20 protein-coding genes and 1 pseudogene are annotated in these 18,658 nt (G+C 47.1%); 12 read left to right on the plus strand and 9 right to left on the minus strand.

Going from position 1 to position 18,658, the window contains the following annotated elements:
• Positions 1 to 223 precede the first annotated feature (223 nt).
• The 5 genes from BUB38_RS09780 to BUB38_RS09800 all read left to right on the plus strand — a co-directional run bounded on the left by BUB38_RS09780 (position 224) and on the right by BUB38_RS09800 (position 4,179).
• Positions 224 to 592: a putative quinol monooxygenase gene (locus tag BUB38_RS09780; protein ID WP_073160055.1), complete on the plus strand. Its 369-nt coding sequence runs from the start codon at positions 224 to 226 to the stop codon at positions 590 to 592.
• Between the two features lie 156 nt (positions 593 to 748).
• Positions 749 to 1,066, plus strand: coding sequence for a type II toxin-antitoxin system RelE/ParE family toxin (locus tag BUB38_RS09785; protein ID WP_073160057.1), 318 nt, complete (start codon positions 749 to 751; stop codon positions 1,064 to 1,066).
• Positions 1,067 to 1,075: 9 nt separating this feature from the next.
• Positions 1,076 to 2,050: a HigA family addiction module antitoxin gene (locus tag BUB38_RS09790; RefSeq protein ID WP_073160059.1), complete on the plus strand. Its 975-nt coding sequence runs from the start codon at positions 1,076 to 1,078 to the stop codon at positions 2,048 to 2,050.
• Positions 2,051 to 2,162: 112 nt separating this feature from the next.
• Positions 2,163 to 3,596, plus strand: coding sequence for an alpha-amylase family glycosyl hydrolase (locus BUB38_RS09795; protein WP_073160061.1), 1,434 nt, complete (start codon positions 2,163 to 2,165; stop codon positions 3,594 to 3,596).
• Between the two features lie 16 nt (positions 3,597 to 3,612).
• Positions 3,613 to 4,179 (plus strand): TetR/AcrR family transcriptional regulator, encoded by a 567-nt coding sequence (locus BUB38_RS09800; protein WP_083542069.1) that lies wholly within the window; start codon positions 3,613 to 3,615, stop codon positions 4,177 to 4,179.
• 2 nt (positions 4,180 to 4,181) lie between these two features.
• Here the strand turns inward: BUB38_RS09800 and BUB38_RS09805 are convergent, their stop codons facing one another.
• The 7 genes and pseudogenes from BUB38_RS09805 to BUB38_RS09835 all read right to left on the minus strand — a co-directional run bounded on the left by BUB38_RS09805 (position 4,182) and on the right by BUB38_RS09835 (position 9,171).
• Positions 4,182 to 5,513 carry a sensor histidine kinase gene (locus BUB38_RS09805; protein ID WP_254794931.1) on the minus strand — a complete coding sequence of 444 codons (1,332 nt, stop codon included), beginning with the start codon at positions 5,511 to 5,513 and terminating at the stop codon, positions 4,182 to 4,184.
• A 19-nt stretch (positions 5,514 to 5,532) separates the two neighbouring features.
• Positions 5,533 to 5,972 (minus strand): annotated as a pseudogene (locus tag BUB38_RS17015) (response regulator transcription factor); the annotation flags it as partial.
• Between the two features lie 25 nt (positions 5,973 to 5,997).
• A complete protein-coding gene (locus tag BUB38_RS09815; RefSeq protein ID WP_073160067.1) occupies positions 5,998 to 6,375 on the minus strand; it encodes a hypothetical protein in 378 nt (125 codons plus the stop codon).
• Between the two features lie 145 nt (positions 6,376 to 6,520).
• Positions 6,521 to 7,162 carry a DUF4405 domain-containing protein gene (locus tag BUB38_RS09820; protein WP_073160068.1) on the minus strand — a complete coding sequence of 214 codons (642 nt, stop codon included), beginning with the start codon at positions 7,160 to 7,162 and terminating at the stop codon, positions 6,521 to 6,523.
• A gap of 47 nt (positions 7,163 to 7,209) precedes the next feature.
• On the minus strand, positions 7,210 to 7,695 hold the full coding sequence (locus BUB38_RS09825) for a flavodoxin (RefSeq protein ID WP_199174018.1): 486 nt from the start codon (positions 7,693 to 7,695) through the stop codon (positions 7,210 to 7,212).
• A 50-nt stretch (positions 7,696 to 7,745) separates the two neighbouring features.
• A complete protein-coding gene (locus BUB38_RS09830; RefSeq protein WP_073160072.1) occupies positions 7,746 to 8,210 on the minus strand; it encodes a MerR family transcriptional regulator in 465 nt (154 codons plus the stop codon).
• 49 nt (positions 8,211 to 8,259) lie between these two features.
• Complete coding sequence (locus BUB38_RS09835) at positions 8,260 to 9,171, minus strand: LysR family transcriptional regulator (RefSeq protein WP_073160074.1); 912 nt, start codon at positions 9,169 to 9,171, stop codon at positions 8,260 to 8,262.
• A gap of 82 nt (positions 9,172 to 9,253) precedes the next feature.
• On the opposite strand from BUB38_RS09835, the gene BUB38_RS16900 reads away from it, so the two are divergent.
• The 5 genes from BUB38_RS16900 to BUB38_RS09860 all read left to right on the plus strand — a co-directional run bounded on the left by BUB38_RS16900 (position 9,254) and on the right by BUB38_RS09860 (position 12,279).
• Complete coding sequence (locus BUB38_RS16900; RefSeq protein ID WP_073160076.1) at positions 9,254 to 9,817, plus strand: DapH/DapD/GlmU-related protein; 564 nt, start codon at positions 9,254 to 9,256, stop codon at positions 9,815 to 9,817.
• A gap of 2 nt (positions 9,818 to 9,819) precedes the next feature.
• On the plus strand, positions 9,820 to 10,059 hold the full coding sequence (locus tag BUB38_RS09845) for a cyclophilin-like fold protein (RefSeq protein ID WP_073160077.1): 240 nt from the start codon (positions 9,820 to 9,822) through the stop codon (positions 10,057 to 10,059).
• 22 nt (positions 10,060 to 10,081) lie between these two features.
• The gene (locus BUB38_RS09850; RefSeq protein WP_073160209.1) at positions 10,082 to 11,122 is read left to right on the plus strand and encodes an alpha/beta hydrolase; all 1,041 of its coding nucleotides are present in this window, start codon (positions 10,082 to 10,084) and stop codon (positions 11,120 to 11,122) included.
• A 78-nt stretch (positions 11,123 to 11,200) separates the two neighbouring features.
• A complete protein-coding gene (locus BUB38_RS09855; protein ID WP_175547669.1) occupies positions 11,201 to 12,049 on the plus strand; it encodes a carboxymuconolactone decarboxylase family protein in 849 nt (282 codons plus the stop codon).
• 8 nt (positions 12,050 to 12,057) lie between these two features.
• Positions 12,058 to 12,279 carry a twin-arginine translocase subunit TatC gene (locus BUB38_RS09860; protein ID WP_254794933.1) on the plus strand — a complete coding sequence of 74 codons (222 nt, stop codon included), beginning with the start codon at positions 12,058 to 12,060 and terminating at the stop codon, positions 12,277 to 12,279.
• Between the two features lie 48 nt (positions 12,280 to 12,327).
• Here the strand turns inward: BUB38_RS09860 and BUB38_RS09865 are convergent, their stop codons facing one another.
• A complete protein-coding gene (locus BUB38_RS09865; protein ID WP_073160080.1) occupies positions 12,328 to 13,971 on the minus strand; it encodes a bifunctional diguanylate cyclase/phosphodiesterase in 1,644 nt (547 codons plus the stop codon).
• A gap of 12 nt (positions 13,972 to 13,983) precedes the next feature.
• Complete coding sequence (locus BUB38_RS09870) at positions 13,984 to 15,741, minus strand: sensor domain-containing diguanylate cyclase (RefSeq protein WP_073160081.1); 1,758 nt, start codon at positions 15,739 to 15,741, stop codon at positions 13,984 to 13,986.
• A gap of 253 nt (positions 15,742 to 15,994) precedes the next feature.
• Between BUB38_RS09870 and BUB38_RS09875 the strand changes: the two genes are divergently transcribed.
• Positions 15,995 to 17,113: a 5-methyltetrahydropteroyltriglutamate--homocysteine S-methyltransferase gene (locus BUB38_RS09875; RefSeq protein WP_073160082.1), complete on the plus strand. Its 1,119-nt coding sequence runs from the start codon at positions 15,995 to 15,997 to the stop codon at positions 17,111 to 17,113.
• A gap of 230 nt (positions 17,114 to 17,343) precedes the next feature.
• The gene (locus BUB38_RS09880; RefSeq protein ID WP_073160083.1) at positions 17,344 to 18,519 is read left to right on the plus strand and encodes a trans-sulfuration enzyme family protein; all 1,176 of its coding nucleotides are present in this window, start codon (positions 17,344 to 17,346) and stop codon (positions 18,517 to 18,519) included.
• Positions 18,520 to 18,658 lie beyond the last annotated feature (139 nt).

The following is an 18,658-nucleotide window of genomic DNA, read 5'->3' on the forward strand; positions in this document are numbered from 1 at the left end:
ATAAAGCTACTGATACGGACTGCCTATGGCTTCAGGAATATGAACAACATGCTGTCGCTGATAATGTTGAGCTGTGCCTATGTAGATGTAAAGATAGCCTACGAATGGGAATCGGAATCGAGAGAATCATCTAGCAAGGCAGCCTAAATGCTACCACACATGTTGATGATGCCTCAAAAAACTTCTAATTTTCTTCGTACTTCTTCTAGCTTCAGGAACGGCTATGGCAAAGACAAGTCAAGTGAAAAAGCTGCCCTTTGAAAGCGACCGCATCGTTCGCCTTTCATATATCGAGATTCACCCGGAATATCACGACCAGTACATGGCCATGGCTCTTGAAGTCGGCGCCACCAGCATGCGCACGGAACCAGGCGTTATCTGCATGTACCCCATGGGCCTCAAACGCGACAAGAACGCTCTATACATTCTTGAAATCTACGCCAGCCAGGATGCCTACAAAAAGCACATCGCTTCGGAACATTTCCAGAAGTACAAGCAAGGCACCCTCCACATGGTCAAGCACCTTGACTTGATTGACACGGATCCGCTGAACCCGCTAATGTCCATCAGCTCTGAGATTGCTGATAAGTAGAACAAAAAATGAGAGAGAAAGAAGGAGCGCGAAAGCGTTCCTTTTTTTGTTCAGCCTAACGCGTTTGGCTGACGCAACAAAGAAATAAAAAACACACCTCTTGCGTTCATAAAAAGTTTTTATTATATTAAACAAATAAGGAACGAAGGAGGTTAGTTGAAAATTGAATTTGCAGATAAAGATTTAGAACGGAGCTCTTGGGACGAAGCTTTCGCCTTGCGATTCATGGGCAAGAAACGGGCGAATCTTTACAAGTTGAGAATCCAGGCGCTGAGGCTCGCCGCCAACTTCAATGATTTGAGAAATCTTGCCGGAAACTTCCATGAACTAGTAGGCGACAGAAAAGGAGAATGGGCTTGCAATCTTGACCAACCTTATCGACTGATTATCAAGGGCTCGGAGCCAAACAAGGTCATTGTTTGGTCAGAAATTTCAGAGGCAGAAGTCAAAGAAATTGTAGACTATCATAAATAAGAGGTATTTATGGCAGAAGAAAAAGAAAGAGATTATTGGTGGGTCGTTGCCCCCGGTGAATTTCTGCAAGAAAAACTTGAAGAAATGAATATGGACGTCAACGAATTTGCATCCCGCATCGGTTACACCGCAAAAACGGTGAATGAAATTCTCAAAGCAAAATGCGCAATCACTGCAGAAATGGCATTCAATCTTGAATACGCCACAGGTATTCCCGCGTCTTTTTGGCTGACGGCGCAGCGTAAGTACGAACAGGACTTGATGCGAAAGCAGATCAAGGCCACCTTGGGCGACAAGTCCACCTGGCGAAACAGCCTTCCAATAGGCGAGTTAAAGCCCCGCCAATGGGTTGAAGATATCGACAACAAGGAAGATAACATTTCGCCGCTATTGCGTTTCTTTGGCGTTTCCAGCCCCAAGGCCTGGGAAAATTATTACTGCAAGGCAAGTCTCAAAGTTGCCTTCCGAATTTCGCTGGCCGAGGCTCAGGATCCGTACGCAGCTTCCGTCTGGCTTCGCCGCGGTGAAATTCTTGCTGACGCCATCAAGATGGAAAAGCAGAACGACAAGAAGCAACGTATCGTCATCAAGAAAGCTTTGCCACAGTTCATTGAGCTGGCATCCGCCTACGGTTCCAGGAGTTCCATGGGGAAGCCAGGCGAAATCGACGAGGGTATGGTCAAGCTGCAGGAACTGGGCGCAAGTCTGGGCATGAAGATTCTTTACGTTCAGAACTTCAAGTCGGCGCCCATTCACGGCATGGCCCGCTGGTACCGCGACATTCCCGTGATTCAGCTACATGACCGTTTCAAGGACCGCAAAGCATTCTGGTTCACATTCTTCCACGAGTTAGCTCACATAATCCTGCATGGCAAAAAGGACATTTTCATCAAGAACATGTATCATGGCAACAAAAATCCACAAAAGGATGAAGAAGCCAACCTTTTTGCCCAGAAATGTATGGATGAGGCATTCGAAAAATAGAAAGGAGCGCGAAAGCGTTCCTTTTTTTATACCCCCTTGACAACATACCAATCGGTATACTAGATTTGTTTATATACCGAACGGTATATAGCATTTTTTCAAGGAGGAATCCATGAGACCGAATCACATTTACCATGTATTTCCGCTAGGCGCATTACGCGAAACCGACAACGACCGCAATTCCAAGGCAAATATGAACTGCGCGAACCACAGGAAAATCCGCGAACTCGTCGGCCTTATTCCTCACTTGCAAAGCTTGCGGGCGGATTCCATTCTGCTGGGGCCTATTTTCAAGAGCGAGACCCACGGCTACGACGTGACGGACATGTACCAGCTGGACCCCCGCCTAGGAAATAACGAAGACTTGAAGCAGATGGTTCGCGATTTCCACGACGCAGGCTTCCATGTATTTTTTGACGCCGTGTGGAACCATTCCTCCAGACATCATTTCGCCTACAGGGACCTTCGGGAAAAGGGGCAGAATTCCCCTTATGCGGGCTGGTATCGCAATCCGCGATTCAATACGCCCAACCTTTGCGGAGACTTCTTTACGGTGGATTGCTGGGCCGGCTTTCAGGAACTGCCAGCGTTCAACCTGCGAAATCCCGAAGTGGAGCGAGAACTGATTCATTGTGCAGAATACTGGATGGATGAATTTGGCATTGACGGAATTCGTATCGATGCAGCCGAAGATATGGACCTGGAATTTCTGCGACATCTAGCGAGCGCTTGCCACCAGAAACGACCCGATTTCTGGATGATGGGAGAAGTGGTCTTTGGAGACCCCAGGCGTTGGCTTGAGGTGGGCCTGAATTCCGTGACCAACTACCAGACATATAAATCCTGCTGGAGTTCCCTGAATGACGGGAACATGTTTGAACTGGCCTACAACTTGAATCAATTTTTTGATGACAAGAGCGGAACCTGCAAGGGCGCGAGACTCCAGCTTTTTAACGAGAATCATGACACCAACCGCATTTATAGCCAACTGAAAAACAAGCAAGACAATTTCGTTCAGCACCTGCTGTTCTATACCATGCCGGGAGTGCCCACTATCTATTACGGCGAGGAATTTGGTTTGGACGCAATTAAAGGCGGTTGCGACGACTGGAATTTGCGTCCCTCTATGCACATCGAGCAGGGACACATTCGTTTCGATAATTACCCAAAGTCCGCGAGTAGACAATCCACAAACTCTACGGACAAAGAAAATCTACTTTCCGAAATCCGTCACCTGGCAGGCATCCGCTTGGATTGCGACGCTTTGCGCGATGGCGGCTATCAACAGGAATTCGTTCACTCCCAACAATTGGCCTTCTGGCGAACACACCAAAATGGCGATGCCCTTGTTCTTATAAATCTCCAGGACGCACCCGTTCAATTTGAAATTGACTTGCGCAATCATTATGCGCGCACGCCTCAAATGAATTCCTTAAAAAATCTGCGAGACCTTCTTTCCAACGATTTCATCAAAATCAGCAACGGCAAAATTACCGTCGTAATTCCGCCCAAGTGGGGCCGCATCCTTGTACCTAGCGGTACATAAAAAGTATATTTGAATCATGACCACAAAAGAAGTTTTATTGCAGCAGGCCCTGATCCTTTTCCGCAAGGAAGGCTACGACGCCACCGGCGTGCAAAAAATCGCCGACGCCGCAGGAGTGGGCAAGCCTACGCTGTACCATTACTTCGGAAACAAGCGGGGGCTTTTAAATGCCCTGCTTACTTCCCATCTGGAAAACTTCTGGAAGGATTTCGAAACCGCCGCCGATTACAATCACGATGTGGTCAAGACCTTGGAATCCGTCGCCCGCGTATACTTCGAATTCGCCAAGAATAATCCGGAATTCTACGCCTGGTTCATGAGCATGGGCAACGCCCCGACCGAAGGCGATATCCACGACGAAGTCCTCCCCCTCTGTGAAAAACAGTGGACTGCGCTCTCAGAACTTTTCCTTGCCGCAAGCAAAGATCACGGCAACATGAAGGGTCGCCATCAGCGTTACGCTTACACATTCCTCGGCATCATCAACGCCAGCATCCAGGCCTATTTCAGCGGCCTTATAAAACTAAATGACAGGGACGTTTACGACACCTGTCATCAGTTTATGCACGGAATTTTCTCGTAGTTTTAAAATTCGACCTTGATTTCCGTTCCCACGCCAACAATAGATTTCATCTCTATTTTTGCGTGATGAACTTCGGCCACATGCTTTACGATGGCAAGGCCGAGACCCGTTCCGCCAGTTTCGCGGGAGTGGCTTTTGTCCACACGGAAGAAACGTTCAAACACGCGTTCCTTGCAATCGTCGGGAATGCCAATACCATTATCCATAACAGAAACGGAATTCTTGGAAACGATCACATCCACCTTGCCGTTTTCATTGGTGTAACGGATGGCATTATCCACCAGATTGTAGATCATTTCAAAAATCAAGTTTCCATTGCCTTTAATTTCTGAATCTGCGTCGCCTTGCAACGAAAGCATGATATTCTTTTTATTGGCATTAAGCGCAAGGACACTAATGCAGTTATCGGCCACACTCCACAAATCCACAGATTCATTGAGATTGATTGTACGTTCACCAGGCTTGTCCAATTTGGAAAGGGTCATGATGTCGTTGGTAATGGAAAGCATGCGTTTTGCTTCGCTATGAATTTTACCCGCAAAACGAACAGTATCTTCCTGCTTGGCGATTCCGGTTTCCAGCATTTCCGCATAGCCAGAAATTGTCGTAAGCGGGGTCTTTAATTCATGGGCGGCGTTGGCCGTAAACTCATCTTTTAGACGGGCTGTTTTCTGCTCCTCATCGTGAAGCTTTTCAATGGTAATGGCTAGCTCGCGATTCTTATTCCGAATGGTCTTTACAAAAGGAGCAATTTCTTTATACAGGCAGTCATCATCAAGGATTTCAGCATCATCTAATTTTTCGGATAGTTTCTTGATAGGCCGCACGAAGGCTCTGCTGAGTCCAACCGCAATGAGTATAGAAACAACAATGATAACGCCAATCAGTCCAAGTAAATAAGGAGTGGTCCTGGAAATCGCCCGTTGGATATTGGCCTGACGCATTCCCAGACGCAACACATTTCCATCAGAAAGTTTCAAGGCATAATAATAGATGTTCGCATCCAAAGTCACCGAATGGCGCATTCCCTTTCCGGAGCCAGTTTCAAACGCGGAAATCACCTCGGGTCGACGCAGATGATTTTCCATCTTACTGGATTCCCGATCACTTTCAAATAGAACATTCCCTTCTTTGGAAATCAACGTGATGCGTAATGAATCCGTCGTGAACTTTTTCAATTCCTTCGTAGGAGTCTGGTTATACGCGGCTTCAATCAAATGGGCATTTTGGCGTAAAGAATTTTGAAGCTGTTCTTCCATGGTCTCTTCAAAGACCTGGACAGAAAAATAAACAGCAAAAATGGTAGCGAGTACGCCCACATAAATCAAACTCATTCGGATTCGTACTTGCATTTTAAAGCTCCGCCTTATAGCCCACGTTTCGAACAGTCTTGATGATGTCATTGTTTTCACCAAGTTTCTGGCGCAAGGTTTTTACATGCATATCCACCGTGCGGGTTTCCAGTGTGAAATCAATACCCCACACACATTCCATAATTTCCTGACGACTAAAAACAATGCCAGGGCGCTGCATTAGCAACTTTAAAAGTTCGTATTCCTTAAACGTCAAATCGCAAGCATGGCCCTCTACAGAAACAATATGGCGATTGTCAAGTAATCGTCAGCCCCCAAATCCAGCCCCTTCACCTTATCCAGCTCCGTACCCTTCGCAGTCAGCATCATTACAGGAACCTGACTGGTGAAAGACTGTGCACGCAATCTCTTTAGGATGCTCAGGCCATCTTCACCGGGAAGCATAATATCCAAAACAAATAGATTCGGTTTTTCACCTTCATTTGTCGCGGCATTACGTAGCTTTTCATCCGTCCACCGCTATTGCAAATAAATGACCTCCGACGCCGCTATACTTCTGCGTACCAAGAACATGCTTGTTATTCCATGGAGCGGTACAAGCCCAATGCAGGTAAGCTGCCTTCATAACATCGTCTTTCTTGATTCCGACAAGACCTTGAATCTGATTATCATCCTTTAAAACTAGAGCGTAGATTTTGACGTCTTTGGGGATTGTCTCCCAATCGATTCCCCACCCATTCTTTTCGGTAAATGTCTTAATGCAAGCCTTGCTTTCGACCTTGAATACAAATGTTTCTTTTATCTCGCCCGTTTCAGAATCCTTAAGACAAGGGACTACCTCATCTATCCATATATTGACACAACCTTTTTGAACATTCGTCATACGGCACCTCTTGTTTCTAATTATTCTTGCTAGAGGCGTCTTCTCAATTCTGAAAACTTAGAATAAAAAAAGACGCACTTCTCCATTCGATAGAGAAACGCGTCGGACAGTAATGTAGGTAGATGCTACAAAACGGGCAAGGGGCCTAAGGAGATTTTACAAAAGTACTTTTCACTACACGCATCAGCGCGCATACACCAGCGGAGATTCCGAGTAGTTGAAGTACGGCGGCCGTTGTGCTGCTAGCTGCAAGTTTCCAGCCGCCGGTAACGAACATATAAACGTAAAGTTGGGCTTCTTTAAAGCAGTAAATACCTGCTGCAATGGCTGCGATGTAGGCGAAAAAAAATAAAACTCGTTGCCATGTGTTGCAATGGTTCTCCAACTTTTTCAGAACGCCTTCTAAATGAATTCCCAGGTGAACGAGCATCACCATAAAGCCCCAGCTGCAACTTGCCAAATGAAGTTGTCGCGAGGTTTGCGTAGTTTTGATGGATGACCATTCAAATGCTAGGCCGCTCATAAAAATGGAGCTGATGGCCATGATGATCATTAGGGCGAAAAGAATCCAGTCGGTGACGTTCAGAAAAATGCGGCGTGCGTTCCATTGGCCTTTCAAAATAGTCTTATAAAACCAGCGGTTCAGAACATGATGGATCACAAATAAGACGAATAGGGAAATTCCCACTCGGCCGTGTTGCGGCAAATCATGGACAGCCCCGTAACTCATAAGGTACAGGAAACTGCCGTACATCACAACGTCTATGAGAATTTTTACTGCGCGCATTTTATTCCGTCGCGACGAACATTCCGCGACCCCTTCGGCGACGAACCTTACTTCAGCAGTCCTTCCACGAACTTCTTGATTTCTGCTTCGGAGCCGTGGTTGAATTCCTTGCCGCCTTTGTAAATGGCGCCCTTCGCGTGAGCACTCAAGTCCTTGCCACTCTGGCCGAAACCGCTGCCGCCACTGGTGCAAATGCCAATGACATTCTTCTTTTCGAAGCTCTGGCTTTCAACGAACGTGTACATGATTTTGGGTGCCAGGCCCCACCAAATGGGGTATGCCAAAATAACGGTGTCGTAACCAGCCAAGTCAATCTTGTTCTTGATGGCCGGGCGGCTCTTGGGATCGTTGCTTTCCTTTGTGGAACGGGACTTCTTGTCATTCCAATTTAAGTCTGCAGAAGTGTAAGCCTGTTCAGGTACCACTTCGAATAAGTCGCCACCTACGGCCTTGGCGGTTGTCTCTGCCACTTTCTTGGTGGTGCCGGTAGCGCTGAAGTAAACTACTGCGGTCTTTGCATTTGCTGTTGCCATTCCAAATACTCCTAGAATTAAAGCGATGATGAATTTTTTCATAAAAACCTCTATGCCGTTTCCTGCATGACCTTGTCGAAATCACCCGGCGAATCAAACAGCTTTTTCTTCAGTTGTTGTATTTTCTTTTGCTGTTCGGCGGCGTCAAGACTTCCCAACTTCACTGCCTCAGTGTATAGGATTTCCTTAAAACGGATCTTGTTCATGACCGTATTCAAACGCTCCATCTCCGCTTCCAATGCGATGCGGCGCTTCACGAAAAGATCCAGGCGCTGCTTGAGGGTGGAATCCCCCTTGCGATACCATTCGATGTACTGGCGGATTTCCTTGATCTGCAGGCCAGACTTCTTGAGACATTCAATCATGGAAAGCCATTGCAAATCTGAGTCTGAATATACTCGAATGCCGGAACTGTTTTTCGTTACGAAAGGCAGCAGACCTTCCTTTTCATAATAACGTAACGTATGGACCGAAAGCCCTGTTTTCTTTGTCACTTCACCAATAGAATAACCCATAAAGTCTCCTTATGTACCCTACAATATAGTACCTAGAGTTAGCTCTAGGTCAAGGGGATTTTGTGAAAAATCCACGACTTATAGGTTTCTGTTCCATTTCTCGCAGGATTTCCAGGAACTTTTCGCAGGCCTTGGTGGCGATGCGGTTCTTTTTCCAGGCGACGGCGACCTTGATGGGGAACAGTGGCTTGAAGGGAACAAAGCAAAGTTTCGTGCCTCTTGTGTTTATGATTCCGTCAATGGTGATGACGCTGGCGACTTCGGCTTCGGTCAATTTCGATGCGTTGTAAAGCATGTCGTTGGTGCCTACTACGTTCAGTTTATCAGTGCTGTAGCCCAGCCAGGTGGCGAGTGTGTTATTGTTCCGCATCTGTCGCGAAAGAATCAGAGGCATGTTCAGTAGATCTTTCGGGGTGGCGAACTTCTTTTTTGCAAGGCGGTTCCCTTTCCAGGTCATAACACCCCAAGGAGACGCAATGGGCACGGAAATACATTTATAATTCGGAAGAACTGTCAAGTCCACAAACATGCCGAAATCAGCGATGCCTTTGTCCAACTGGTAGCGTACAGTTTCTTCGTCGCCAGTAGTCATGTTAAATTTTACCTTCGGGTAGCGACGATTCATTTTCTTGATTGCCTGTGCAACGAAGGATACGCCTTCTATTTCGCCACAGACCACATTGATTTCTCCGGTAATTTCAGCTTCGTCCGCCTTCAATTCTGTGAGGGTTCTGTTGGATAATTCCAGAATATCTTCGGCGCGCTGTTTCAGGAACAGCCCCGCATCTGTAAGCTGGACTATTTTTGAACCGCGGATAAAAAGTGGCTTGCCGATTTCTTCCTCAAGATCTTTAATCTGCTTGGAAAGTGCGGGCTGCGAAACGCACATAAGATTTGCTGCCGCTGTAAAGTTCTGTTCATGGGCGACAGCGAGAAAATAGCGGAGATGACGTAGTTCCATACTTCAAATATAACTAAAAGTTATAGTTCGGTATGAAAACAAAGTATTGGTTATTTGTGAAATTCATGGCTAAATTTAGACCATGACCGTAGAAGAGTTCCGAAATTATATGGAGTCTGGCAAGCCTGTGGTTGCTGGCTCCGATGTTCACCAGGCAATGCACCTGTTTTCACAGCAGGCCATGCGCATTACTGCGAAAATCAATGGTGTTTACAACGAACCTGAAAAACTCCATCAACTGCTTTCTGAACTTTGGGAAATTGATTTGCCCAAGAATTTCGGCATGTTCCCGCCTTTCAATACGGATTGCGGCAAGAATACCTTTATCGGCGAGAATGTGTTCATTAATTCTGGCTGCAAGTTCCAGGACCAAGGCGGCATCTACATTGGTGACGGAGCCTTGATCGGTCACAATGTTACCCTTTGCACCATAAACCACAATTCCGATCCTGAACATCGTGGGGATATGGTTTTCAAACCGATTCATATTGAAGAAAATGTATGGATTGGTGCCGGTGCCATTATTTTGCCTGGCGTAAGGATTGGCGCTGGAGCCATAGTTGCTGCCGGGGCGGTGGTCACAAAAAATGTGGTCCCAAGAACAGTGGTGGCAGGGGTACCTGCAAGGAAAATCAAGGAAGTTTAACCATGAAAAGGTTCATCGGGATTCTGGCTCTATTTTTTCTAATGGGTTGCAGTTCGGCATCTGCTCCGACAACTGAAAAGATGGAGATGAATGAGATTGCTAACAGCAATATTAAAGTCTCGGTTGGCGAAGTTTCCTTTGTCGCCATAATCGAGAATTCAGAAACGGGTAAGGCGTTCCTTTCGAAATTGCCTCTGACTCTTGACATGAATGAACTTCATGGAAATGAAAAATACCATTAACTATTCTGCAAACGAGACTACTATGCAACAAGTTGAAAAACTGGAACTGACCCAGGAATGGGATAAGGTTTTCCCCAAGAGCGAAAAGGTGGATCACAAGAAGGTCACCTTCGTCAATAACTTCGGCATTGCCTTGGCTGCCGACATGTACATTCCTAAGGATGCCAAGTTGGCTGCAAACGGCAAGTTCCCTGCCATCGCTGTTTCTGGTCCTTTCGGTGCCATCAAGGAACAGTCCAGCGGTCTTTATGCACAGACTATGGCTGAACGAGGTTTCTTGACTATTGCCTTTGACCCCAGCTTTACAGGCGAAAGTGGCGGCATGCCTCGCCGTACAGCGTCTCCAGACATCAACACAGAAGACTTCCTTGCTGCTGTTGATTTCCTGGAAGCTCAGGAAAATGTGGACGCCAACCGCATCGGCATTATCGGTATTTGCGGATGGGGCGGAATCGGCTTGAATGCTGCCGCCGCAGACACCCGTATCAAGGCAACTACAGCAGTTACCATGTACGACATGACTCGTGTGGGCGGAAACGGTTACTTCGATTCCGAAGATAACGAAGAGGCTCGTTACAAGGCTCGCCAGGCTATCGCCGCCCAGCGCGCCAAGGATTATGCTGAAGGCAAGCATCTTCGCGCCGGTGGCGTTGTGGACCCGCTCCCTGCTGATGCACCCCAGTTCGTGAAGGATTATTTTGGCTACTACAAGACTCCTCGCGGATACCACAAGCGTTCTGGTAATTCCAATGACGGCTGGAATGCTATTGGCACTCAGGCTTATGCAAACGCACGCTTCCTCCGTTACACCAATGAAATCCGCAGCGCTGTTCTCGTAATGCATGGCGAAAAGGCCCATTCCCTCTATTTCGGCAAGGATGCCTACAAGTACATGGTGGACGGCAATCCCGCTGCAGGAATCAAGGCTAACCCGGTGCCCTCCAACAAGGAACTGCTTGTCATCAAGGATGCTAACCATACGGACCTTTACGATGGTGGCGAAAACAAGAACTTTATTCCCTGGGATAAGCTGGAAAAGTTCTATACCGAAAACCTGAAGTAAACAATGAATATCCTGAAAAAATTGTTCGTCACTTCTCTAGCAACACTTGCATTTGCAAGTGTTTCTTATGGTCAAATCATGAAAAACATTCTTACCATTCAGCAACAGGACATGGCTATTATCGCCTGCTTGGAAGCCAAGGGTGATTTGGCAAATCTTAGCAAGGCGATTGACAAGGGTCTTGATGATGGCCTCTCTGTAAATCAGGTCAAGGAAGCTCTTTCTCAGCTTTACGCCTATACCGGATTCCCCCGTTCTCTAAACGCTTTGGGAACTTTGCAGAAAGTTCTGGATCAGCGTAAGGAACAGGGCAAGAAAACTGTTGAAGGTAAGGATGCTTCTCCGCTTCCCAAGAATTTCAATGCATTGAAAGTGGGAACTGAAGTGCAGACAAAACTTTTTGGGAAATTCAATTACGCCTTTGCCCCCGCAACAGATTATTACCTGAAGGCTCATTTGTTCGGCGATATTTTTGCTCGCAACAATTTGACCATGCAGGAACGAGAATTGGTTACTGTGGCGGCTCTCAGCGGAATGGACGGTGTTCATCCGCAGTTGGCAAGTCACAAGGCTGGAGCTGTTAAAGCGGGCCTTACGGAACAGCAGGTGGAAAGCATTACCATGACATTGCAGGATGCCAAGCTGATTCCTGGAATGTATGGCGGTGATTCCCCGTGGCCCCGCGGTGTTCCTAACGACGGTTTTGCAAAGTACTTTATCGGCAAAAGCTATTTGGCTCCTATGGATGCGGAAAATGGTGGCCCCATCAACGTGACTTTTGAACCCCGTTGCCGCAACAACTGGCATGTGCATCATAACCAGGTCCAGGTTCTGATCGCTGTCTCTGGCCGTGGCTGGTACGTTGAAGAAGGTAAGGAACCTCTGGAAATTTGTTCTGCCTGGGGATTTGTTTTCCGCTGCTTGTAAAGTTCGGCATGAGTTTCCAAAGTGAAACTTTGCAGCCTATCTTTGGCGTTTCCAATATTGTGACGCTTGCTCATTGGCTCTCCCTTGCCTTTGGATGTATGTTCCAGTTTCCTTTGGTAACGTACGCCCTGATTCGTGCTGACATTGTCAGCCAACTGATTCTAGGTGTGCCTACTTATCTACTTTTTGAGGCGGGGCTTCTTGCTGCCCGCAGGTTCAAAAAACGCTAGAAAGCCCTGGCTTCCTAGCGTTTTTTTTGCTTCGTTTTTTACAAGTGCTTACTTGCAAAACTTTTTCAGGAATTCACCGATTTCAATGGGCTTAGAATAGTAGTATCCCTGGAGGCTTGTGACGTTGAGTTCACGAAGTTCGTTGCGCATACCTTCGGTTTCGATACCCTCGGCGCAGACTTCTGCAGAGAAGGATTTTGCAAGGTCGCTGATGAACTTTACCGTGTTTCTATCCTTAGCGTCATTTTCGATATTCATGACGTAGCCGCGGTCGATTTTCACGGTGTTCACCGGAAGGTCGCGCAGAATTCCCAGCGAGGAGAAACCTGTGCCGAAATCGTCCAAAGCGATGCGCACGCCCTTTTTGCGGAGAGCGCTGAATATCTTCTTTAACTGATTGATGTTCAGCAGGCGGCAGCGTTCTGTAATTTCAAGGCAGAGGTTTTCTGCAGGGAACTGAGTTTCTTCAAGAATGTCTATGACATCCTGGGCGAAATCACCCTTTTCCAGCTGGGCGTAAGAGAGGTTCACGTTGATGATAAAACCTGGATTGCCCATCAGAATTTTCTTGCAGTCTATAAGGGCCTGTCTCAGGATCCATTTGCCCAGTTCTGGGAAGAGGCTGTCCTGTTCCAAAACGGGAATGAAGGATAGCGGCGGAACCACGCCATAGACGTCGCTACGCCAGCGGATCAGGGCTTCGGCTCCCTTCAATATTTCGGTTTTTGTGTCAACTACGGGCTGGTAACAGAGGTAAAAACCGCTGCAGTTGTCGATGATGCAGTTGCGAATGAAGTTGATTCTTTTCAGAGTGTCCTTCTGATCGTTGTTCAGGGCTTCTTCGAAAAGATACAGGTCTCCATGGCGGGAGTTCTTGGATTCCGCAAAGGCGTATTTTAGGCAGGAATAGACTGTGTCTGCGGTAACGGAAAAGTCTGCAATAGTAACTGCCCCTGCGCAAAGTGAAAGGGCGATACGGTCCGATGCCACGTAGAAGTTCTGTGCCACCAATTCCTGCACGTCGCGGTAGACTGTATTCAGTTCCTCGATGGAGGAATTCTCGGAAATAACGGCAAACTTTGTTCCGTCCATACGGTAGGTAGTGCCCATACCGCGGAATGCCTGCTGTAAGATAGAACCGAACTTGCGGAGGATTCTGTTTCCGAAGGCGTAGTTGTAGATGTCGTTTGCTCTGGAGAAATCCTCAAGTCCGATTATGATGGTGCTGATTTTCTGCTTTTTCCATAGGCAGCCTTTGATATCTTCCAGGAAACCGTAAAGGCTGCGGAGATTTGTGATGGAATCCGTGTAGTTCAGGCAATCGTGATTCTTGATGATTCCGCAGAAGTACGCCGGGGTTCCGTCATCGTCGGGAATGGATACTCCGCTGCAGGTGCAAAGAACGTATTTGCCGTCTTTGGCCATTGCTCGGTACTGGATGTTGTGACTTTTTTCTCTACCCTCAAAGACGTCTGCAATGCTGGTTTCGAAATCTTCACGGTCGTCGGGGCTGATGTGGCCAAGCCAGATGTGACCTGCGCTTTCCATGTATTCTCCGGGAAGGCCGAAGTAGTCAACTGCGGCCTTGGACCATTTGGAGTAATCGTTCTTGATGTCGCATACATAAACGTATGCGCCGTCTGCGGCGATGGAGTAAGCTTCAAAAAGAGCGTCTAATTTTTGCGTATTCATTTTGTGTCTCCATTACCCGATAAAAACCTGATTCTTGCCATTGTTCTTTGCTTCGTATAGAGCGCTATCGACTCGTACACAGACCATGTCGGCGTTCTCGCCTCGCAGTGCTTCTACGACGCCGACACTGATTGTTTTTCGTCGTGCCTTGGGGAACAAGATTGCTGCAAAGGATGTCCTGATTTCGTTTGCGATTTCTGCCGCTTTATGGCAATCGATGCCGGGAAGAACTACCATGAATTCTTCGCCGCCCCAGCGACCGCAAGAAGCGTCGGGGTTGCTCTTTTCGACGGTTTCCTTGATGACCTTTGTAAGGCCGAGGATGACGTTGTCTCCTTCCTTATGGCCGTAGGTGTCGTTGACCATCTTGAAGTTGTCGATGTCCATCATAATGAGACTGACCTTTTTGCCAGTGTTGTTGTAATCTTCCAGAGCTTCCCTGATTCTGCGTTGGGTTTCGGCACGGTTGCAGAGATTGGTTAAGCTGTCTTCGATAGCCATCTTTGCCAGTTTCTGGTTGGCTTCGGCCAGTTCCGCTGTAGCGGCTTCGATGAATTTTGCCAGTCGGCTGATCATTGAAACCTTGCCCGAGAAATTTTCGGAATCCATTTCGAAATGGGCCTTGTCATCGATGGGTCCTTCGCGCATGGCGGCGATGACTAGGGTGACGTTATGCTGGATCAGATCCTTGTCGGTACGAAGGAATTCGCCGGAAGTGTAGAAACCCGAAGTGGGTGCGATGCTCTGGAACGGACCTGTTTCTTTACTGATTTCGTCGTTGCCCCAGAATGTTCTGCGAGCGGCGCAAGAGAAAACCTTTAGGATCTCAGGTTGGAATTCCGCAATTTTGCGGCCACCTTCTTCAATACTGTTAAGAATGGTCCATGGATCGCCATAGGCAATTCTCGCGTAGACGTTTTCTTCAATGTTGGAAGTCATGGTGAGGGACCCGTCGGCGTTACTTGCGATGGGGGCTCTCAGGATGTTGATTCCATGATGTTTGTAGAAGAAGGGAAATTCTAGGGTGTTGTAGAAGAAATGCTCGTTGTTGGGAATGTTCAGATACTTGTAGTAGGCGTCGTAGGCCGGCTTGCCGTCCAGTTCCTGCAAGATGCTTCCGTTTGCCTTGGTCACGAGGAATTCCCTACCCAGGGGTTTCCAGCCGGTAATATGTGTGGTGTGAATGTTTAAGTCATCGCCTCCGCAAAGCAGGAAGACGACGCCTTTTTCTGAATAGCCCCTGGCCTTGGAGAATACGCAGGCGTTGTCGTTGTTCAAGTCTATGTTGAATGCGCCACCGCCAAAAATCTGAATGTCTGGGTTGATTTCGGTGCAAGCCTCGCAGAACGGAGTCATGGACATGCCGCGAATAGTCGCCAGTAATTCGATGGCTTTAACCCAAGGACGTTTTTCCAATTCTTTTTTCAGGTTCTCGATAGCATCCAGTGCATTGTCTTCCGATAGAGGATATTGCAGTAGGTGTACCTGGGTAGAAGGGTATTCGCAAATGGTACAGACAACTACGAAGGGGGAGTCCGAAAGTCTGCCTTCGGTGATGGTTCCGTTTGTGGAACACCCGAGGTACTGAGCGTCCGGCATTTCGCTCTCGATGATTTCGCAGGCGAGATCGATTTGCTCCTGGTCAATGTTTTCTGCGTAGATACTAAAAACGACAGCGGAGGTCACCTTGGACTTTCGCCACTGATTGATTTTATCGAGCTCTCTTTTGAGCTTGCCGACACCTGAAAACTCAAATTGAAACTGTTTCACGTTACTTATGTAGAATAAAATGTCCGACTTGTATCAATTAATGTAAGAAAAATATATTCCAATTTGGAGAAATATGTCATAAAATTTTTGATTTGATGTATCTTATTATAGGAAAAATCTATAATAAGTGCTAAAAATTAAGTATTGGACAAAGTAATATTGCCTGTTTTATATTTGTCGCCGTTCATAAATAACTTCCGCCTTTGAAGGCGGCGCGGGTACGATTCCGCGAAAACATGAAAAGGAAAGACAAATGACTCAGAACAATACTCTTATTACCCATTTTGATGTGGTTGGTAGTTTTCTTCGCCCGGCAGCCGTAAAGCAGGCTCGTGCAGATTTTAACGAAGGTAAGATTACCCTTACGCAGTTTAACGAAATTGTCAACCCCGAAATTGTGAAGCTGGTCGAAAAGCAGAAGAAGGCTGGCCTCCATTACATTACCGATGGCGAATACAACCGTAGGTTCTGGCATTTGGATTTCTTCTGGGGATTTGAAGGCGTGGCTCACGAACGTGTGGGCGGCGGCGTTCAGTTTGCCGGTGAAGTGGCCGATTTGGATGCCACTTTTTTGGTTGGGAAAATCAAGGCGAAACCGCATCCCTTTGTGGAGAACTTTAGGTTTGTAAAGTCCCTGGAATCTGAAGGCCATGTGGCAAAGCAGACTTTCCCGGCTCCGGCCCAGCTGTTCCAGCAGCTGATTGTTCCGCAGAACATCGAGACTACCCGCAAGTTTTACCCCACCAACGAAGAGCTGATTCAGGACATCGCTTACGCTTACCGTGCCGTGATCCGTCAGTTCTATGATGCCGGCTGTCGCGTGATCCAGCTGGATGACTGTACCTGGGGCGCCATTGTTGGCGATGCTGCCGCCCAGCGTTACAAGGCTCTTGGCCTGGATCTTGAAGATGTGAAAAAGCAGTTGCTTTTGGTGAATAATTTGTCTGTGGAAGGTGCGCCGGAAGACTTGATTATCAATACCCACATCTGTCGCGGAAACTATCACTCCACCTATTTTACTAGCGGCCCCTACGATTCCGTTGCGGATTACGTTTTTGCCAACGAAAATGTGGACTCCCTCTACCTGGAATATGATGACGAACGCTCTGGTGGTTTTGAGCCTTTGGCAAAGGTGAGTGCCGACAAGAAGGTTGTCCTTGGTTTGATTACTTCCAAGACCCCCCAGCTGGAAGACAAGGCTGCTGTTATCGCCCGCATCAAGGAAGCCGCAAAGTACATTCCGCTGGATCGTCTGTCTCTTAGCCCCCAGTGCGGTTTTGCCTCTTGCGAAGTGGGCAACAAGTTGACGGTGGAAGAACAGTGGGCAAAGATTGCCTTGGTGAAGGAGATTACCGAAGAAGTTTGGGGTTAAAGCCGACAAGAATTTCTATTTGGTTAAAGGCGGCCGTTCCCTTTGGGGGACGGTTCCTTTTTTATGGTATGCGTTCTTGTATTGCGGTATAAAAAAATCTTATATAAACCGCTAAAAATTAAGTATTGGACAAATTGAAAACTGCCTTCTATATTTGGTCTCGTGAATAATCCTACTAAAACACTAGGAAATAAAAGGTTAATGGCCATTCGAAAAAGGAGTGCGCGAACATGAGCTTAGGTATTGAAACACGATGTATACACGGTGATTTGAAACGTTTTGACAAGGATTCTACGGGATCCATCAGTTTTCCCATTTACCAGACGGCAACTTTCGCTCACAGGGGCGTTGGCAAGTCTACCGGTTTTGATTATAGCCGCTTGCAAAATCCCACCAGGGAACAGCTTGAAAAGATTGTAGCTTCGCTGGAAGGTGGTATAGATGCTCTTGCTTATTCTTCGGGCATGGCGGCCATTACCGCCCTCTTTGAAATTTTTGAACCGGGCGACAACGTTATTATTGACTCCGATCTATATGGCGGAAGCATTCGTCTGTTTGATAATGTCAGCAAGAAAAACGGTCTAGAAATTACCCGTGTAAATTTTGCTCAGGACAATATTGAAAATTTTATTAAGCCCAATACCAAGGCCCTTTATTTTGAAACTCCCACCAATCCCATGATGAACATTGTTTCTGTTCGTCGCATCGCGGGAATTGCGAAGACTCACGGAATCTTGTGCATTGTGGATAACACTTTCCTTTCGCCGTATTTCTTGCAGCCGCTGAAGTTGGGAGCGGATATCGTTGTGGAAAGCGGAACCAAGTTTTTGTGCGGTCATAATGATACCTTGGCGGGCTTTCTTGCTACGAGCCGCCAGGATATTGCGGAAAAATTCCGCTTCCTCATCAAGACGGTGGGCTCGGGCCTTGCACCTTTCGATAGCTGGCTTTTGCTTCGCGGTATCAAGACTCTGCCTATCCGCATGGAGCGTCAGTCTCAGAATGCCTTTGAAATTGCAAAGTGGCTGCGCAGCAATAAGCATGTGAAGAAGGTTTATTATCCGGGTTTTGAAGATTATCCAGGTCACGATATTTTGAAGGATGAAGCTACTGGTTTTGGTAGCATGATAACTTTTGAAGTGGAATCCAGGGAATTGGCTTTGTATATTTTGGAAAATGTGAAACTGATTCAGTTTGCAGAAAGCTTGGGCGGTGTGGAATCCTTAATTACTTATCCCATTACCCAAACTCACGCAGATGTGCCCAAGGATATTTTGGAGAAGAACGGAATTACTCCCAGCGTTTTGCGCTTGTCTGTGGGCATTGAAAATGTGCAGGATTTGATTAAGGATTTTGAGAATGCCATTATAGAACTGCACTCAGGTAACGATGGAGCGTATGTTTAGACGAGAGAACGCTTCGCTACAGACGAGAGACGAGAGAATTTAAAGCTTTGTACAAAGCTGAAAAGACGAAAGGACGGCGTGTCATTCTGAGTGAAGCGAAGAATCTAGCCTAGATTGCCACGTCGCTAGCGCTCCTCGC

Origin of the sequence: Fibrobacter sp. UWH5 (genome assembly GCF_900142505.1) — a bacterium.
Lineage (GTDB): Bacteria > Fibrobacterota > Fibrobacteria > Fibrobacterales > Fibrobacteraceae > Fibrobacter.

Excerpts from the sequence above, each read along its gene's own strand:
- BUB38_RS09780 (WP_073160055.1), top strand. The coding sequence starts at position 224 with ATGGCAAAGACAAGTCAAGTGAAAAAGCTGCCCTTTGAAAGCGACCGC.
- BUB38_RS09790 (WP_073160059.1), top strand. The coding sequence starts at position 1,076 with ATGGCAGAAGAAAAAGAAAGAGATTATTGGTGGGTCGTTGCCCCCGGT.
- BUB38_RS09795 (WP_073160061.1), top strand. The coding sequence starts at position 2,163 with ATGAGACCGAATCACATTTACCATGTATTTCCGCTAGGCGCATTACGC.
- BUB38_RS09800 (WP_083542069.1), top strand. The coding sequence starts at position 3,613 with ATGACCACAAAAGAAGTTTTATTGCAGCAGGCCCTGATCCTTTTCCGC.
- BUB38_RS09805 (WP_254794931.1), bottom strand. The coding sequence starts at position 5,513 with ATGAGTTTGATTTATGTGGGCGTACTCGCTACCATTTTTGCTGTTTAT.
- BUB38_RS09815 (WP_073160067.1), bottom strand. The coding sequence starts at position 6,375 with ATGACGAATGTTCAAAAAGGTTGTGTCAATATATGGATAGATGAGGTA.
- BUB38_RS09820 (WP_073160068.1), bottom strand. The coding sequence starts at position 7,162 with ATGCGCGCAGTAAAAATTCTCATAGACGTTGTGATGTACGGCAGTTTC.
- BUB38_RS09825 (WP_199174018.1), bottom strand. The coding sequence starts at position 7,695 with ATGGCAACAGCAAATGCAAAGACCGCAGTAGTTTACTTCAGCGCTACC.
- BUB38_RS09830 (WP_073160072.1), bottom strand. The coding sequence starts at position 8,210 with ATGGGTTATTCTATTGGTGAAGTGACAAAGAAAACAGGGCTTTCGGTC.
- BUB38_RS09835 (WP_073160074.1), bottom strand. The coding sequence starts at position 9,171 with ATGGAACTACGTCATCTCCGCTATTTTCTCGCTGTCGCCCATGAACAG.
- BUB38_RS16900 (WP_073160076.1), top strand. The coding sequence starts at position 9,254 with ATGACCGTAGAAGAGTTCCGAAATTATATGGAGTCTGGCAAGCCTGTG.
- BUB38_RS09845 (WP_073160077.1), top strand. The coding sequence starts at position 9,820 with ATGAAAAGGTTCATCGGGATTCTGGCTCTATTTTTTCTAATGGGTTGC.
- BUB38_RS09850 (WP_073160209.1), top strand. The coding sequence starts at position 10,082 with ATGCAACAAGTTGAAAAACTGGAACTGACCCAGGAATGGGATAAGGTT.
- BUB38_RS09855 (WP_175547669.1), top strand. The coding sequence starts at position 11,201 with ATGAAAAACATTCTTACCATTCAGCAACAGGACATGGCTATTATCGCC.
- BUB38_RS09860 (WP_254794933.1), top strand. The coding sequence starts at position 12,058 with ATGAGTTTCCAAAGTGAAACTTTGCAGCCTATCTTTGGCGTTTCCAAT.
- BUB38_RS09865 (WP_073160080.1), bottom strand. The coding sequence starts at position 13,971 with ATGAATACGCAAAAATTAGACGCTCTTTTTGAAGCTTACTCCATCGCC.
- BUB38_RS09875 (WP_073160082.1), top strand. The coding sequence starts at position 15,995 with ATGACTCAGAACAATACTCTTATTACCCATTTTGATGTGGTTGGTAGT.
- BUB38_RS09880 (WP_073160083.1), top strand. The coding sequence starts at position 17,344 with ATGAGCTTAGGTATTGAAACACGATGTATACACGGTGATTTGAAACGT.